A 16,726-nucleotide genomic window follows, 5' to 3' on the forward strand; every position below is an offset into this window, starting at 1 on the left:
TACATTAACTAATAATTTAGTTATGATTCGATATTATGTTACCATCGCGCTGCGAAATATTGCGCGCAATAAGGGCTTTGCTGTGTCCAATATTGGAGGTTTTGCTATTGGACTTACGGCATTTCTTCTGATCATATTATTCGTCGCCGACGAATTGAATTACGACACCTTCAATGAGAAACATCGCCGCATATTTCGTGTGGATACGGAATTGAAATATGGAGGAGCCGTAACTTCTTTTGCGTTGGCGGCTCCGCCGGTAGCTGAAGCCATGCGCCAGGAGTTTCCGGAAGTGCAGAAAGCAGCACGCATAGAGAGGGCGTTGAATATCCAGTTGAAGATAGGACAGGAGGTCATACAGGAAGAGCGTGCTGTTTATGCGGACCAGTCAATTTTTGAAGTGTTTACATTAGACGTGATTGACGGCACACCGCAGAACGCGCTGACAGATCCTGCGTCCATTGTAATTTCTGAAAGCATCGCTCTGAAGTATTTCAACACAACAAATGCGGTTGGCAAAAGCCTGATCACAGCAAATGATAACTCTCTTTACACAGTTTCTGCCGTTGTAAAGGACATGCCACGGCAATCTCATTTTCATGCCGACCTGATTCTTCCTCTACAGGGAAATGCCAAGGCCGAAGGAACTCATTACAATCAGTTCAGTTTTAATACTTATGTCCTGCTAAATAGCAAGCAGAATGCCGAAGGCCTCGCAGCAAAACTGCCCCAGTTTCTAAGGAAGCATTTGGGGACCGACATGAATGTGGACGCTTTTGAAAAAGGCGGAAACTATATCAGGCTTGCCCTTACCCCGCTGGATGACATTCACCTGCTTTCGAACAAGCAGCGTGAGCTTGAATCAAATTCTGATATAGCTTACGTGTATATCTTCGCTGCGATTGCCGTTTTAATCCTCATTCTTGCCTGCATCAATTTTACCAATCTGTTCACAGCAAGATCAGCCAATCGACTCAGAGAGGTAGGCGTAAGAAAAGTTATGGGTTCCGTTCGGGGAAATATCGTTCTGCAGTTTCTCGTTGAGGCGTTTGTAATGACTTTGATCTCAATATTGATGTCCGTCGTACTGGCCGTGTTGCTCCTGCCTGCATTCAATGCTCTTTCAGGGAAGGAGTTTAAAATTTCATTTATTGATCTCGCAGCAATTGTTCCGTTATCCATCGTGCTCACTATGATTGTTTCAATCATTGCCGGACTTTATCCGGCGGTGTATCTCTCCTCATTTCAGCCAGCGAAGGTCCTGAAGAGCGAAGGAACTTCAGGTTTCAAAGGATCAAGACTCAGAAGCGTATTGGTCGTATTCCAGTTCGGCATTGCTACGTCTCTGGTGCTGGGTACAATTGTGATACTGCACCAGATGAAGTTTATTCAATCCAGGAATATCGGCTTTAACCGAGAGCAGGTGCTTGTGATCAACAATGCTGGTTCTATGGATGATCCGGTGTTGTTGCAACAGAATTTGAAACAGGTAGCCGGTGTCGTGAATGCATCGATTTCGGGTTATCTTCCAACTAACGATGCTAGGTGGCAAAGCCCTGTTTCCGTAGCCGGTCAGCAAGGGGTCATGACGGAGTTTTGGACTGTCGACTGCGATTATGTTTCAACTTTACAAATGAATATAGTTAGTGGTAGGAATTTCATTGCGGACGCCGTTGGCGATTCCACCTCAATAATCATAAACGAAACAACAGCGATAACTCTATTCGAAGGTGAAGATCCATTGCAAAAAGAGCTTGAGGCTAACGGCAAACACTTCACTGTGATAGGAGTAGTAAAGGATTTTAACTTCACTTCCTTACGGCAGAATGTCACACCGCTTGTGATGACTTTGGGGAGCGACTGGAGAGCAAGTTTGATTGTGAGGACGGCGCCTGGTCAATTTGAGCACGTGCTCGCAGCTGCCCGTGAATCATGGCAACAATTGAATCCTGATCATGATTTTGAGTTTTCGTTTATGGATGAGGACTTTGCGGCCGTCTATCGCAGTGAAAAACAGATGGAGAAATTGTTCACCATTTTCGCAGTTCTGTCAATTGTCATTGCAGGCATTGGGTTGTTTGGCCTGGCCGCGTATGCCGCGGAGCAAAGGACGCGTGAGTTGTCGATCAGAAAGGTTTTGGGAGCGTCAGTCAGTAATTTGTTTGTGCTGATCACATTCGACTTCATGCGCCTGATTATTATTTCAGTTGCTCTGGCGCTTCCGTTGGGATGGTGGACGATGGAACAGTGGCTCAATGGATTTGCTTACCGAATAACTATTCCAACGTGGAGTTTCCTCGTGTCAGCAGCGATGATTTTGATTGTAGGCGCTGTGACCATTTCGTATCAGATGATGCGTGTAGCGCTCAAAAATCCTGTCGACAGTCTGAGAAAGGATCATTGACGAAACTCAAAGCGGACTTATTGACTTGCCAGATAGGTGCGTTCCACATTCTTTCTGATGAACAGATCCAGTTCGTTTACCATGGTTGACAGGTGAAACATAAACTCTTCATCAGTGATCATCGCCTTTTCTGCCTTCTTTAGTTGAATGAGACCAAGGATACTGGCAACGGGCCTGCGCATCTCATGCGAATGCGACCAAGCTATGTTAATCAGCGCCTGATTTTTCGCTTCAATTTCCAGCTCCTGCATCTTCCGGGTGTGTATGTTAGTCATACTAATTGAAACACCAATCGATTCCTTTGCATCGTTGAGAACGGGGAGATAACGATGATAGTACCAGACTTTCGTTCCATCGTAACGCGTAACCTGATGCTCCGACTCAACAACTTCTCCAGCCAGTGCACGCTGAAAAAACTCAGGAGAAACTTCCTGAAGTTTGAATATATTTTCGAATGCAGTTTGCTTGTCAGCTAGCTTGTACGTTTTCACAATGCGCTCCAGCGACTCATCACCGGTGGAGTTTGTGGCCAGCAATTTCAAGTTGGGACTTACGAGAAAGTATACGTCAGAAGTCGAGTTGAGGATCGCACGATAATGATCTTTCGATTCCTGTAATAGTATTTCCTGGGTCTTACGAGCCTGTATGTCGGTAACTGAAAGTGACACACCGATAATTGCGTTGTTGTCATCGTACGCAGGCATGTATCTAACAAAATCCCACGCCTTAGATCCATCAAAATGTGTGGAGACTTTTTCTAATTCAACGATCTCGCCGTTCAGCGCGCGCCGCAGTCTTTCCTGGGAACCTTCCTGCATGCGCCAAAGCCGGAAGAAAGCCTCTCTGACATCTTCCGGATTGGGATGACCACCAAGCAATTTCAGCGCTAGTTTGTTGTATGCCAGTAGCTGAAGGTCGGGACCTATCAAAAAGAAGGCATCGTTGGTACTGTTAAATATCGAACGATAGCGTATTTCTGATTCCCGAAGTTTTAACTCCTGAACTTTTCTATTATGAATGTTCGTTAATACGATAGACACGCCGATAATGATGTGATCATCGCCGTAAGCAGGAAGGTGTCGAACGTGATGCCATATCCTTTCGCCGTCGAGTCGCGTGAGTTTAACTTCCAATTCGACGATTTCGCCAGCGAGCGCTCGTCTGAAATCATTCCATGATTCAGGATGTGTATTCAACGCTTTTAAAAGGGCAGCTTCATAATTTTCGCTGGCCCTTGCATCCCAGTACTCAGCCAGATTTTTTTGCCCGGCTTGATTGATATTCAATAATTTTGCCTCCGGACTAAGTAAGAAGTATATGTCGCTTGTACTGTTTACGATTGCCCGCATATGCACTTCGGATTTCGTAAGTGCTTCCTGTTGACTTTTGCTTTGAGTAATGTCGTGGCCGATCGAAACGAATTCTACAAGCTCGCCGTTGGTATTGTGATATGGATAGATAAACATGTCTACCCAGAAAAATGAACCGTCTTTGGCACGGTTACAGATTTCACCATGCCAGCTATTTCCGCCTGCAATGGTGCTCCACATGTCACTCCAGAATTCGGGTGAGTGGGTGCCTGAACTGACTATTCGGAATTCTTTACCAATTAATTCTCGGTTGGTGTATTGACTGATCGCTTCCAAGGCCTTGTTCACATAAGTGATTTTTCCAAAGCGATCTGTTCTGGATACTATGGAAGAGTGAAGCACCGCCTCGACAAAACTGGCATTAAAGTGAATGTTTTCCCCGGCAGGAATATCCTTTTCCATCAGAGTGTCATTTTATCAACTAATGTAGTGACTAAAAGGAGTATTCCAGTGATACCGTAACCGTCGTGTTAAAGGTGAAGGCAGGACAGAAAGCAAGTTTTTTTTGAAAAGATCTTTGGCCGTCTCTCCATGCGCAAGAAGTCGGGTTCCCGTGTAAAGAATCAGTGCAGTAAATCAAGCAGAACGCGAGATGGCAGGGCTGCTGTTAACGCTGTGGTCAGCAAGAGCGAGCTTTACAGTGAAGACGGAGCCAACATTTAACTCGCTGTCGACTGCGATGGTGCCATGCAGACGCTCTACAGCGCGCTTAAGAATATATAGTCCAAGACCAGATCCTTTAACCTTATCATTTGCGCGATAAAACATGTCAAAGATAAAATTGACATGTTGTTCCGGGATACCCTGACCGTTGTCTTTGACTTCAATTACAAGTTGGTTGCCCTCAGCAAAGATGGATATGTCGACCTTTGGGGTGATGTCCGTGCGACCGTACTTGATCGCATTCTCAATGAGGTTCTGCAAAATGCTGTTAATGATAGCCCATTCCGATTCGAATTCAACTTGCTCAATATTTTTGGTAATAACCACGTTTGTAGACTGATCGAGATAGTGACACGACTCGACACATTCATCTACAAGCTTATTGAAGTCGATCTTTGCCTTGAGCTGTTTCGTGTTTTTGATTTGAGTGAGATTGATCAACCCCATGACTATATTATTCATGCGGTTAACCTGACCGTTGTAAAGATCGAAGAACTTTAAAGCTTTGTTATCGCCGACCTCCGTTTGAACAAGATTGTGCAGTCCCAGCAATGACGAGAGGGGACCTTTCAGATCGTGTGATACGCGGTAGAAGAAAGAATCAAGTTCGGCATTCTTCTGCTCGATGATAGCATGTTTTTGCTTCTGCAAGCGGGCCTCGTGCTCCAGTGCTTCGATCTTCATGAGAGAATCGTAGCTCTTGATGATATTGAAGGTTTCTTTATTCACAACAGCATCCTTCATCTTGATCGATTGCTCCAGGTAGGATAGCGCTTCTACGGGCTGGTTTGCCGCTTTCATCACGAGGTACAGATTGTAGTGTGCCCTTGAAAGAACAAATGTGATGTTGTGCCGTCGTGCCACTTCTTCAGCCTGCAGAAAGCACCTTCGTGCACGATGGAGGTCGTTCTTCGCCAGCCATGCGGACCCCATCTTGTTGAGCACCATTCCCTGACCAAGTCTGTCGGCTGCTTGAACAGTTATAGTGAGGGCCACATTGAAATCTTCTAGCGCGTTTTCAAGTTCCTGTTTTCGCAGGTGGCCTTTACCTCTTGTGTAGTGGGCGAATGCAAGTCCCCGCTTGTCGCCCGTCATGGTTTTGATAGAGATACTTTTCTGTATGAGTTCAAACGCACGATCGATCTCGTTACGTTTGAGGAATATGCCTGCCAGTGGGTTGTAGGCGTTTGATTCCAGGTTGAGATCGTTAACCTCCTTGCTGATCTGAATGCACTGAAGGTATGCTTCGGCAGCATGTTCATAGTCACCGAAGTATTCGTAAACGGTACCGATGGGAATCAGCACCCTTGCCTGATTGTGTAGATCATCAATCGAACGATATGCTTTGAGGCATTCGAGCAGAATTCGAAGTCCTTTATGATAGTCGTTAGTCCTGTAGTAAATGCTGGCCAGGTTGTAGTTGGCATCGGCAATTCCTTTGATATCCTGGCGATCCGTAAAATAAGCGAGTGCCGATTCGGAAAAAGTGCGGGACTTTTCAAATTCACCTTTCACCAGGTGAAACAATCCAAGCAGATTTTCGGCCTTTGCTTTTCCGGAATGATTTTGAACTTCGTGACAGCGCCGAAGGGCCTCATCGGCCATCTGAATACTACCATGAATATCATTGCCGCGCGTGGCGTACGCCTGATCAAGCAATGTTTCAATTTCGACGTGTTCCATGAAATTCGTTGTCTAGGGTACAACGGAACTTCAAAAATACATGAGCTGATGATGTATTTTGGAAACCTATTGCGATGTGTGTGGCTTATGTAAGAAACAGGCGAGTATTTTAATTTTTCAACGGGTGGGGACGGCGTTGGCCGGCCCTAGGATCGTTTCCATCGCATAAAAACGCGCTTTGAATGTTCAGACATGAATTTGGGCAGTGATTTTTGGGCAAACACAACGCACACAAATGTCGATGTGGCTTGTAGGTGATGATTGCTTATGACTGTGTTGAAGGCACATGGAGCTCAAGGGAATAATGGAGCTCAAGGGAATAATAGAGGGCTCATTGTATGGTTGCAAATTCTTTGGTAGTTTAATTGAAGATCTGCAGGCAGGAACCAAAACAGTAACGGGCAATTTACGTTAACAGGTATCCAGGGCTCGCTTGTGGCTCAGATAGTTTTTGTACGTTAAATACATATCTTAATCCTCTCAACCTGTTCAAATATGTCGCATCAATCCGAACAACTGGTCGAAGAAGTACATCACCTCGCCAGTGCCAGAGACTGGAAGGGTATAATAGACGTTGTTGGCCCGTTTGCCGTCATAGAGCCCGGCAATCATTGGTTTCAAAGTATGACAGGCATGGGCTACTATTACACGCAGGATTTTGAAAAGGCTGTTCAGCATCTTGGTGCAGCATTGGAGATTCATAATGATTGTCCGATGGGATTGTGGCTAATGGGAAATCTTTTGAGGGATCATGGTGATCGGCAGAGTGCAGTTGGAATATGGGAATCGGTGGCTTGCCAGGATCCTGCAGATGAGAAGTTTGGAAAGTCCTGCCCTTGCATGTGGGAGTCGCTTGGCCGGACGCTGGTGGCTGATTCGAAACTCATGCTGGCAGTGACATACGATGAATTGGGTTATAAGGAACTGTCGAAGCGATATAGGAACAGCTACCTGAAGGCTATGTCCGATGGCGTGAAAAGCCTTGTGGATAAGGAAAAAGTCAGAGAGTGGCTGTTGAGTAAGGAAAAGGGTTAGAGTCTACCACCGGGCTGTTCTAGCGTCGTCTGATTGTTTGTTATCCCAAAACACTTGTAACTCGTCTTCCTCCGTTACAAGATCTTGACTTGTGTTCGTATAGCGATTTCCGAACGGAAGCGAGCGTCGTCCGATGTGTTTAACTGTTAACGGTGATTTCTAAAAATACTCTTTAACAAAGTATAGTAGTTTGCCAGCCTGTTCGGCTTTTCAACGGCATAGTTGGCACCACCTTCATAGAGCAATGATGAAGTTGTCATGGGCATGGAAGTAGAAATCAAAACGATGATGCTTTCCTGGAAGCGGTCATCAGCTCTTAGTTTTTTTAGTACTTCATCGCCGCGCATGATGGGCATATTATGATCGATAAAGATATACCTGGGTGGAGAACCTGAGATCGATAGTAGTTCGTTCACCGCCTCCACCGGATCTTTAAAAGTAAGGCAATTGACGGATGGATCAACCGTTGCAATGACGTCGGACATAATGTCGAGGTCGTCCAGGTCATCGTCGATTACAATTATGGTATTAGCATTTATCATGGGCGAATGCAAGATAGCAATCGCCGGATTTTGTACGCCAGTTAGAAGTATTGATTTGTTTCCCCGATGAGTGACTTCATCAGGTTCGATGCGCTTCGGTGTTTAAGTATTGGCGCGATCTGCCCACTCCACAAATAGATAAGGTCCCATCGTTGCTTTTCTATGGCAGCTTTTCTCAGATGGGACGTGAAATGCGATTGTAAGGGGAATGGCAGGAAGTTTATTTCCTGATGAAGCATTTCGTTAGTAACACGGTTGGCTATGCCCCTTCCGAGTCGTCCGGTGAAGGCGCGGGAGAGGGTTGTGGTTTTGGCCGCATCAGAGAACAACATCTCGCGGTGAATAGCCGGTGCGTTGGATTCATCTGTTGCTAAGAACGCGGTGCCTATTTGTACTGCATCAGCTCCGAGCTTGAACGCAGCAGCGATTCCCTTTCCGTTGGCTATGCCACCAGCTGCAATCACAGGAGCTTTTACTTTTTCTTTGATGAGTTGTATGAGTACGAATGTTCCTGTGACCGATGATTCCGCGGAGGCAAGGAATGATGGCCGATGTCCGCCGGCTTCAAAACCTGAGGCGATGATCATGTCGACACCAGCTGCGTCGAGTGCGATTGCCTCGTCCAGTGTAGTCGCTGCACCCGCGGTGATGATTCCAAGCCTTCTGCATTGTTCCAGGACATCTTGTGAAGGGATTCCAAATACAAAACTGAATACCGGCGGCTTTTCGTGAAGGATCACCTCCAGCTGATTTTCGAAGCGCGCCTTAAACGGCACTGGCTTCACCGGAAGTTCAGCATCAATCTCCTCGAAATAGGGACGAAAGAGTTGCTTAACTCTGTTAAAGTGCTCATCCGTGATAGTGCCATCAACGGCATCACTATCCGAAACCCAGAGGTTGATGTTATAGGGTTTGGTCGTCGATGCTTTGATTTGCCGGAACAGTTCACTTATCTCATGAGGTGTTGATGTATATGCTCCGTAACCTCCTAGTCCTCCCAGATTAGATACTGTAGAGACCAACTTAACGGACGAAAGGTTTCCGCCAAAGGGGCCCTGGAGTATTGGATATTCAATGCCGAGTTTTTTCGCGGCTGATGTTTTGTTCCACATATTATTAAAGTTATTGAATTAAAATTATACTATGTCCTTCCTGAAAGCGTATCCTTAATTGGTGCTTTAAGTTGGCAGTAGGGAGTAATTATTCTTACTTGTCTGTAATCATCTTGTTCACAATCAGCCATCGGTTGTCGATCTTATGGAGAGACAGGAACTCGTCGTAGTTGAAGGCGTACATTTTTACATGTACCCTTGCTATTGCAATGGAGTTGATCACCTCGACGGAGTTGATCGTACCATTGAATGGCGTACCGGATTCCTTAGGACTCTGGCGGTTTTTCACGCCGTCAAGGTAGACATCCAACGTCTTTGCATACGGCTGACCTTTTACATCTCCGAATAGTAAAGTGCCTGGATGAAAGACCTCTTGCAGTGCTTCTACATTTCCCTCGTAGATGCCCTTGAAGTAGAATTCTTCAAGAGCTTTTGAAATTGCGTTAGAATCTTGCTTGTCAGTGTTCATGGCCTTAGGAGTTAATTCTTGTCTGCGGTAATTCCTTTTGAGCGGAGGTCCGAGACCTGTTCTCCTGCATAGCCCCAGTCGTCCAATTCAACTTCCTGGATCACGACGTGAGTAAGGTGTGGATCTTTGTTCAAAACCTCTGTGACCAGTGTGGTGACGCCTTTGATGAGCGCTCTCTTCTTTTCCTTGGTCACCTCTTCGCGGGTAACTTCAATCTTGATATATGGCATGCTTTTGTTGTTTTATGATAGCACAGTTTCTGATATTGCTTTTGCCGTGAGACTGACATTCAATTCAAAGTCGTTGTAAATGAGCGTGTCGCCCAGGTTTTGAAAGAAGTTTCCCGAACGGAACTTCATGTCGTACTTCGTTCGATCCACGAGCAGCCTGGCAGAAACCGTCAGCGATGATGAACCGGTGTTGAGGGACACGTCGAAGGCGATAGGATGCGTAATGCCTTTGATGGTGAGGTCGGCATTTACATGATGGTTTTCTACTGAGGTGATTGTTAAGTATGCTTCCGGAAATTGTTCACTCGAAAAGAAGTCGTCGGAGGCAAGGTGACCTGTCATTTGTGTGTTGGTTGTGGGGTCGGTAATGTCCAGCACTTTGATACTTGTGGTGTCAACAATTACCCGGCCGCCAACAAGTTTGCCATCTGGAGATATTACGATTTCTCCACCTTTCAATTGGATCGTTCCATCATGCGTACCGGTAACTTTTTTTCCTACCCATTCGATCCTGCTCTGAGCGGGTGCGATTCTGAAAATTGTGTTTTCCATTTTTACTTTTGTTTAAATGTTATACACAAATGAACGCCGGAACACGAAGTTGGTCGAGTGATCTACATCACATTCAAATCGATAGTGATGTAGATCACATAAAAAAAGGCGCCGATTGACCGGCGCCTTCAGCGGTTACGTTGATGAGGTCAAATTTACAGGTCCGTGTGTATTGATATCGCTACGTCGATATTGCCGCGTGTGGCCTTTGAATAAGGACACGTTGCATGTGCGGTCTCGACAAGTGCTTTTGCTATGTCTCCATCAACGCCAGGAAGTGTTACATGCAGTCGTGCCCGCAGCGAGTATTGATCGCCAGTAAGCACCAGGTCTACTTCAGCATCTACAGCACCGTTTTCGGGAAATCGAACTTTCATCTTTGCGGCGGTCAGCTTTAATGCGCCAATGAAACACGCTGACCAACCGGCTGCAAACAATTGTTCCGGATTGGTGCCTTCCTGAGCGGTGCCTTCCTGAGCGGTGCCGGGTGTCGCAAGCCTGATGTTCAGGCGACCATCCGAACTAACGGACGACCCACCGTCGCGACCACCCACCGTTGTTGTCTTGCCGGTATACAGAATCCGTTTGCCCTCTTTCATTTCAACTTTGGTTGTTTCCATGTTTTTGTCTTTTGATTGTACACAAATAATTGTGATGCAGATCACTTTTCGTCGTTATAAAGACGACTCAACGTTTCCCGTGACACGCCCAGATAAGCAGCAATCAGGGTCTTGGGGAGAAGCTGATGAAGGTCAGGGTACTGTTTGATAAGCTCTTCGTATCTGGCCCTGACATTATTGTTCATCATGGAAAGCAATCGCTTTTGAGTAGCGACGTATCCCTTGTTTGTTCTCCACCGAAAGAAGTGCTCGATTGCATGAATTTCTTTGCAGAGCTTTTCACGTTCGCGGTTTGTTATCGAAAGCACTTCGGCGTCGAGTACACAGTCAACGCTTATAGTAGCTGGTGTTTCATTGTATAGTGCGGCATAGTCAGCAGTCCACCAGTTCTTCATGGCGAACTGGAGGATGAACATTTTCATGTCTTCATTGATATAGAAAGACTTCAGGCAACCTGAGACGACGAAGTATTCGGACTCTACGTGATCGCCTGCGGTAATAAGAGTTTGCCCCTTTTGAAACGACAGGAGTTTAAAATGAGAAAAGCAGTAGTCGAACTCGGCTTCTGTGAGTGTAATGATTTGAGAAAGGTGAGCTTTCAGGATGTCTTTAGCAATCATTGGAAACTCCAGGCTTTTGCTAAAGATATGTAAAAAGTCTCTTGGTTATCTGGTAAGGGCGACACAGTGAATTGCTAAAGTCGTGAGTGGAGTATGTTTAGATGACGTATGTGCGCTATCAACAGCTGCTCTTTACAGTTTTCGACTATTCATTCTTTAAACTGTCAGCAGGGTTTCTAAGTGCTGTATGAACAATTTTGTATCCCATGGTGAATAGCGTCACCAGGAGGATTGACATAATCGCGGCTAGTACTGTGGTAAGCTGGAAGTCTGAATGATAGGCAAACGACTCCAGCCATCGGTTCATAATGTACCAGGAGATAGGAATGGATAATGTTAGCGCGATGATAATTAGCAGGAAGAAATCTCTTGACATGAGTTGGACCAGGTGCGGCAACGAGGCACCCAATAATTTTCGAATGCCAATCTCCTTCGTCTTCAGATCGGTGAGATAGGTCACGAGGCCGAAAAGACCGAGGCAGGCAATGATAATCGCGATGGCTGTGAAGCCTGTTACGAGTTTTTGAAAACGGGTCTCTGCGATGTGAAACTGTGCCAATGGTGCATTTTGAAATATGTAGTCAAAGGGATGTTCTGGTGCATGACGCTTCCAGAGACCACTGACTTCGGCGATAGTTTGTTGCTGACGTTTTGAATTCACGCGCACGAAGAAGTTGCTCCCATTTCCTACTTCCAGAATGAAGCCGAATGGTTTAATGGTTTCCCGAAGAGAGCGGAAATGGAAGTCCTTCACAATGCCCAGAATTGTTACCGGATGAGTGCCCGAGGCATCGTCCCATTCGATTTGCTCACCTATTGCTTCGTGGTCAAGTCCTAACTGAGTGGCTGCTGTTTCGTTCAGGATGATGCCTGCTGAATCAGAAGGAAATCGGTTCGAGAAGTTCCGACCCGCAATGATGTCCAGCTGAAGCGTAGGGATGAATTCGTAGTCGATGCGAATGAAGTTGAGGGCAGTATGATTTGTTCCCTTCGTGCTTACTCCAGTCACAGAGTTGTTGAATCCGAGAATACCATCGGCACGCGACACATTTTCAACCCCCGCAAGTGAGCCCATTTCACGAAGCATCGCGTCGTTGTCCACTGGCGTGGCGCCTATGCCGCCGCGAACATTGGGAAGGATGAGTACGTCATCAGCATTGAACCCCATTTGCTTACGCTGCATGTAGTCGAGCTGATTGGCGATAGTAATGGATCCGATAACGAGAATAGTTGAAATCGCGAACTGACACACTACCAGCGCGCGCCGCAGTCCGACGCCCTCTGGTACCTGAAGCACGTTACCCTTCAATGCTTTCACAGGCTTGAAAGAGGACATGTAGAATGCCGGATACATGCCTGCCCCGATTGCAATAACGAATGCGACTGCTGGCACGATAAACCACACATACCGACTTTCATTAAATGCTGCGATCAGATCATTGCCAAACACAGAATGCGCCAGCGGCAATGAAAGTTGAGTAACGATTACGGACAATAGCAATGAGATGCTGACAACGATGACAGATTCCGTGAGAAACTGAAATATGAGCCAGCTGCGGAATGCGCCAGCGACTTTACGGACGCCCACCTCACGGGAACGGCGCAACGCCTGGGCTGTGCTAAGGTTGATGTAGTTGATTCCTCCGAGCACGACAATGAAGATTGCAATAACGACGAGTACCTGCACGCGAACGATATCGCCATTAACGCCGAGCTCCCATTTCAGATCGGAGTGAAGGTGTATTTCGTCGAGGCGCTGGATAATGTGATCGTCGATGCTTTGCGGTTTATTCTTTTTGAATAGAGTGGCTACGGATTGGCTGAGCTCATCAATATTGGTTCCAGGATGCAATTTAACGTAGGTATAGAAGACACTTCTATCCCAGTCGGTATCGGGATTTCGCCTGCTTTCAAACGGTAAGAGAAAGTTGAAACGAAAGTGTGATTGCTCTGGTATGTCAGCCAGCACAGCAGCGATCTTGTAGTCGGTACCTCCGTTGAGATTAACTCTTACGACTTTTCCAATGGGGTTCTCATCACCGAAATATTTCCTGGCCGTGCTTTCTGTGACGACAATTGAACGATTGTCCGCGGTTGCAGTTTTTGCATCACCCTTTACAAACGGGAAACTGAACACTTTAAAGAAGGACGTATCTATACGGATTACCTCCGTTTCATAAAATCGCTTGTCCTGGTACTCAAATAAGTAGAGACGGCCCGCTGCAGGAGAAAGTCGTGTAGCGCTTTCAACATCTGTGACTTCGTTTCGAAGTGCTGTGGAAAGGGCAGAAGGTGTAGTGGCATCAGGAATGATAGTGCCATCGGAATTGATGAAGTTAGTTACGACGCGATAGATGTCTTCCTCGCGATCGTGAAAACGATCATAGCTGCATTCATTCTCAACATAGAGCGCGATAATGGTGAAGCAAGTAAGCCCAACGGTGAGGCCGAGAATGTTTATTGCTGAGAATACTTTGTTCTTCGAGAGGTGACGAAGTGAGGTGATTAAAAAGTTTCGGAACATAGGACCGAAGTTAGGAGTTAGGAATGAGTAGCCTGCTGCTTGGCCGATCTTGTAATCGACTTTTCATGTCTGGGGGTCTTGCTATTCACGTGCCAGGGAAAGTGGCCCAATTTCGATGGAAATCAGGTATCAATTTCAAAATGGCTTCGAATGCGGGCATTATCGTTCGCAGGCGGGCGCTATCTTCACTCCCCCATAGGTCGTGATTTGATATCCGCGACTTCGAACTCAGTGGTAATTTCCCGAAATTCATTGAGTCCATCTCAAGACTCCAACCGAAAAGATCATGAAATCAATTATTGCTAAACTTAAACTCTGGCTTGTAGTTGCTGTTGTAGCAACGCTTCAGAATGCCCATGCAAAACCTGTTGAACCTTCGCCTGTGATGCTTAAGGGCGAGATTCAATTGAAGTCATTGACGTCGATCGCATTCAGCAAAGAAGGCGTCCTTTTCCTTGCGGACCCATTAGGAATGAAGATCTATGCGCTAGACGAGAAGCGCACAACGGCTGGGCCGGTGGAACAACTGGAAGTAACAAATATCGATGAGAAGATTGCTGCTCTGCTTGGAGTCAGCACGAAGGATATAAAGATCGAGGATATGGCCGTGAATCCGACTTCACACGACGTGTACCTCGCTGTTACGCGCCGTGGGGCTTCGCTGCAGCCGGCAATCGCGAGGGTTGACAGCAAGGGCAACATTTCTGCTTTCAACCTGAATAACGTGAGCTACTATGAAACATCACTTGCTGATATACCGGCCAAGTCTCCACATCAGTACTTTCCACTATCCTCGGCAATTACAGACATGGCGTTTATCGACGGTGAGCTTTACGTTGCCGGTCTCTCGGGAGATGAATTCAATTCAAAACTACGGCGTTTTCAATATCCCTTCACTAATAAAACGCAGGCAATTCAGTTGGAGATCTTTCATCCCTCACACGATCGTTTTGAGACCAATGCGCCGATAGAAACCTTTCTTCCATTTCCAGTGAATGGTAAGATGCACATCCTGGCGGGATATGGATGTGCGCCTCTGGCAAAATTTCAATTGAGCGACGTTCAATCCAAAGACCAACTAAGAGGTGTAACCGTTGCTGAACTTGGCGGTGGAAATCGCCCCCTCGACATGATTTCATTCAAGGATGGCAATGTTGATTACATGCTTATTGCAAACAGCGACAGAACACTCATGCAGATATCATCGGAAGATCTCGATAAACAAACTGGAGTCGTAAAGGGTGACACTCGAGTGCCTCCGTATGCTTCTGTGGGCGTAAAATATCTTTCCATAGCAGAGGTTGGTATTCTTCAACTGGATGACTTTAATGATCAAAGTTATCTCGTTGTTCAGCGCAATGTTGATGACGGTACTTTGAACCTGAGGTCAAAGGGAAAACTCAAGCCATCGACATTCAGAGTGCGCGGACTGGTTGAAGAACTTCGCCTTGCAGGCAAGTTGAAACAGGCCGAAGATGAGATCGTAAAGTATGAACCAACCGGCGATCGAAGAAGTACTTCGGTGATGTGGTACAATCTTGCATGTTCCTATGCATTGGGTAACGATACTAACAATGCATTCAAGTATCTGGACAAAGCACTGGTTCTTGGATACAATGAGCGCGGACAATATGAAAACGATCCAGACCTTGTCTCTCTGAAAGGTGACAAGCGCTGGAAGGAGCTTTCAACCCGGTTGAAGTAAATGAAGTATTCAGTCATAGCGATGGTGATGCTGGCCTGCTCGGTGTTTGACGCCGAAGGACAGCTATCGCCGCGCATGAACGTTGTTGATGGTGTTGTTTATGTCATTGGTCTCGGTGGTTCGACTGGTACAAATAACGTTTCCAATTTTTCGCTTAGACCGGGAGTAGACGGTTCCGTCAAATCCGACATATCCTCCGAGAAATGGGAAGACATATTTTCTGTCTATACCGAAGAAGCCTATGTCCGGAACTTGAATCAACCAGTTGCTGGTACCTACGCACTGACCTCCGACGGCGTGTCCTTCACTCCACTTTATTCATTTTCGGACGCAACAAACTACCACGTCATATTTTCTTCAAGTGGCTTTTTAAGGAATACGGGTGATAGCAGAGTGCTCCCACCGGCAGATAGAATGCACTTTGAGTTTCATGTTCCTCGTAAGAATGTTTCTCGCACTTTTGTCGAGTTTGTGTATCCGGAATCAGACGTGTTGCCGGAAAATATGTTGAGGATGTACATCTGCTTCTCAGGGCCGATGATGCCGGGCGAAGTTTATAAGCACATCAGGCTGGTCAATTCAAGAGGCGAACAGATTGAAAAGACATTCTTAATTATTGATCAGGAGTTGTGGGATTCAAGTCGAAAGCGTTTCACGCTTCTGTTCGACCCGGGAAGGATCAAGCGCGGACTAAAGGCGAACCTGGAAATGGGCTCGCCGCTTAGAGAGGGTGAGCAGTATTCGTTGATGATCGATTCATCGTGGACGGATGTAAACGGAAATCACCTTCAAAGAAATGTAGTGAAGCAGTTTCGCGTAGCGGAATCGGAGCGTAGCAGACTGTCCGTTGATAACATAAAACTATTCGCCCCTGCGGCGGATACGCGCGGACCATTGGTGATTCGTTTTGACCAAGTCCTGGATCAAATGCTGGCATTGAAGTATTTAACTGTTAGCGATGTTTTAGGGAATGCTATCAACGGAGAGCTTACCTTGGAGCGTGACAAGATTTTGAAGTTTACACCATATCTACCATGGGAGTCCGGTAAGTATTTTGTTAGGGTGGATCCGCTGTTGGAGGATGTTGCCGGAAATAACTTCAACAATTCTTTCGATATTGATCTCGAACAGACCAATCGACTCAATAGGAGAGAAGCAGTTTTGTTGGAAGTCTTCGTTGAGCCTGCGGCACGATAG

General features: G+C 46.2%; 14 protein-coding genes. 4 read left to right on the forward strand and 10 right to left on the reverse strand.

Annotated features, from left to right (window positions below):
• Nucleotides 1-22: 22 nt before the first annotated feature.
• A complete protein-coding gene (locus tag WBG78_RS04585; RefSeq protein ID WP_337325199.1) occupies nt 23-2,404 on the forward strand; it encodes an ABC transporter permease in 2,382 nt (793 codons plus the stop codon).
• A gap of 17 nt (nt 2,405-2,421) precedes the next feature.
• On the opposite strand, the gene WBG78_RS04590 is transcribed toward WBG78_RS04585, so the two are convergent.
• Complete coding sequence (locus tag WBG78_RS04590) at nt 2,422-4,176, reverse strand: PAS domain-containing protein (protein WP_337325200.1); 1,755 nt, start codon at nt 4,174-4,176, stop codon at nt 2,422-2,424.
• Between the two features lie 174 nt (nt 4,177-4,350).
• Nucleotides 4,351-6,120: a tetratricopeptide repeat-containing sensor histidine kinase gene (locus WBG78_RS04595; protein WP_337325201.1), complete on the reverse strand. Its 1,770-nt coding sequence runs from the start codon at nt 6,118-6,120 to the stop codon at nt 4,351-4,353.
• Between the two features lie 495 nt (nt 6,121-6,615).
• Between WBG78_RS04595 and WBG78_RS04600 the strand changes: the two genes are divergently transcribed.
• Nucleotides 6,616-7,155: a tetratricopeptide repeat protein gene (locus tag WBG78_RS04600; RefSeq protein WP_337325202.1), complete on the forward strand. Its 540-nt coding sequence runs from the start codon at nt 6,616-6,618 to the stop codon at nt 7,153-7,155.
• A 146-nt stretch (nt 7,156-7,301) separates the two neighbouring features.
• Here WBG78_RS04600 and WBG78_RS04605 read toward each other — a convergent pair whose 3' ends face one another.
• The 8 genes from WBG78_RS04605 to WBG78_RS04640 all read right to left on the reverse strand — a co-directional run bounded on the left by WBG78_RS04605 (nt 7,302) and on the right by WBG78_RS04640 (nt 13,824).
• Nucleotides 7,302-7,697, reverse strand: coding sequence for a response regulator (locus tag WBG78_RS04605; RefSeq protein ID WP_337325203.1), 396 nt, complete (start codon nt 7,695-7,697; stop codon nt 7,302-7,304).
• A gap of 41 nt (nt 7,698-7,738) precedes the next feature.
• Nucleotides 7,739-8,809, reverse strand: a complete 1,071-nt coding sequence (locus WBG78_RS04610) for an NAD(P)H-dependent flavin oxidoreductase (protein ID WP_337325204.1) — start codon at nt 8,807-8,809, stop codon at nt 7,739-7,741.
• A gap of 94 nt (nt 8,810-8,903) precedes the next feature.
• A complete protein-coding gene (locus WBG78_RS04615; protein ID WP_337325205.1) occupies nt 8,904-9,278 on the reverse strand; it encodes a nuclear transport factor 2 family protein in 375 nt (124 codons plus the stop codon).
• Nucleotides 9,279-9,289: 11 nt separating this feature from the next.
• On the reverse strand, nt 9,290-9,508 hold the full coding sequence (locus WBG78_RS04620) for a tautomerase family protein (protein ID WP_337325206.1): 219 nt from the start codon (nt 9,506-9,508) through the stop codon (nt 9,290-9,292).
• 12 nt (nt 9,509-9,520) lie between these two features.
• Complete coding sequence (locus WBG78_RS04625) at nt 9,521-10,060, reverse strand: YceI family protein (RefSeq protein ID WP_337325207.1); 540 nt, start codon at nt 10,058-10,060, stop codon at nt 9,521-9,523.
• A 155-nt stretch (nt 10,061-10,215) separates the two neighbouring features.
• A complete protein-coding gene (locus WBG78_RS04630) occupies nt 10,216-10,680 on the reverse strand; it encodes an organic hydroperoxide resistance protein (RefSeq protein WP_337325208.1) in 465 nt (154 codons plus the stop codon).
• 41 nt (nt 10,681-10,721) lie between these two features.
• Entirely contained in the window at nt 10,722-11,300 is a 579-nt protein-coding gene (locus tag WBG78_RS04635) for a Crp/Fnr family transcriptional regulator (protein WP_337325209.1), read from the reverse strand.
• 145 nt (nt 11,301-11,445) lie between these two features.
• Nucleotides 11,446-13,824, reverse strand: coding sequence for an ABC transporter permease (locus WBG78_RS04640; protein WP_337325210.1), 2,379 nt, complete (start codon nt 13,822-13,824; stop codon nt 11,446-11,448).
• Nucleotides 13,825-14,110: 286 nt separating this feature from the next.
• Here WBG78_RS04640 and WBG78_RS04645 point away from each other — a divergent pair, with 286 nt between their 5' ends.
• The gene (locus WBG78_RS04645; RefSeq protein ID WP_337325211.1) at nt 14,111-15,529 is read left to right on the forward strand and encodes a TPR end-of-group domain-containing protein; all 1,419 of its coding nucleotides are present in this window, start codon (nt 14,111-14,113) and stop codon (nt 15,527-15,529) included.
• On the forward strand, nt 15,530-16,726 hold the full coding sequence (locus WBG78_RS04650; RefSeq protein ID WP_337325212.1) for a hypothetical protein: 1,197 nt from the start codon (nt 15,530-15,532) through the stop codon (nt 16,724-16,726).

The organism is Chryseolinea sp. T2 (assembly GCF_037203685.1).
Lineage (GTDB): Bacteria > Bacteroidota > Bacteroidia > Cytophagales > Cyclobacteriaceae > Chryseolinea.

What these genes read in the sequence shown, in the direction of transcription:
- WBG78_RS04585 (WP_337325199.1), top strand. Translation starts at nt 23, where the DNA reads ATGATTCGATATTATGTTACCATCGCGCTGCGAAATATTGCGCGCAAT.
- WBG78_RS04590 (WP_337325200.1), bottom strand. Translation starts at nt 4,176, where the DNA reads ATGGAAAAGGATATTCCTGCCGGGGAAAACATTCACTTTAATGCCAGT.
- WBG78_RS04595 (WP_337325201.1), bottom strand. Translation starts at nt 6,120, where the DNA reads ATGGAACACGTCGAAATTGAAACATTGCTTGATCAGGCGTACGCCACG.
- WBG78_RS04600 (WP_337325202.1), top strand. Translation starts at nt 6,616, where the DNA reads ATGTCGCATCAATCCGAACAACTGGTCGAAGAAGTACATCACCTCGCC.
- WBG78_RS04605 (WP_337325203.1), bottom strand. Translation starts at nt 7,697, where the DNA reads ATGATAAATGCTAATACCATAATTGTAATCGACGATGACCTGGACGAC.
- WBG78_RS04610 (WP_337325204.1), bottom strand. Translation starts at nt 8,809, where the DNA reads ATGTGGAACAAAACATCAGCCGCGAAAAAACTCGGCATTGAATATCCA.
- WBG78_RS04615 (WP_337325205.1), bottom strand. Translation starts at nt 9,278, where the DNA reads ATGAACACTGACAAGCAAGATTCTAACGCAATTTCAAAAGCTCTTGAA.
- WBG78_RS04620 (WP_337325206.1), bottom strand. Translation starts at nt 9,508, where the DNA reads ATGCCATATATCAAGATTGAAGTTACCCGCGAAGAGGTGACCAAGGAA.
- WBG78_RS04625 (WP_337325207.1), bottom strand. Translation starts at nt 10,060, where the DNA reads ATGGAAAACACAATTTTCAGAATCGCACCCGCTCAGAGCAGGATCGAA.
- WBG78_RS04630 (WP_337325208.1), bottom strand. Translation starts at nt 10,680, where the DNA reads ATGGAAACAACCAAAGTTGAAATGAAAGAGGGCAAACGGATTCTGTAT.
- WBG78_RS04635 (WP_337325209.1), bottom strand. Translation starts at nt 11,300, where the DNA reads ATGATTGCTAAAGACATCCTGAAAGCTCACCTTTCTCAAATCATTACA.
- WBG78_RS04640 (WP_337325210.1), bottom strand. Translation starts at nt 13,824, where the DNA reads ATGTTCCGAAACTTTTTAATCACCTCACTTCGTCACCTCTCGAAGAAC.
- WBG78_RS04645 (WP_337325211.1), top strand. Translation starts at nt 14,111, where the DNA reads ATGAAATCAATTATTGCTAAACTTAAACTCTGGCTTGTAGTTGCTGTT.
- WBG78_RS04650 (WP_337325212.1), top strand. Translation starts at nt 15,530, where the DNA reads ATGAAGTATTCAGTCATAGCGATGGTGATGCTGGCCTGCTCGGTGTTT.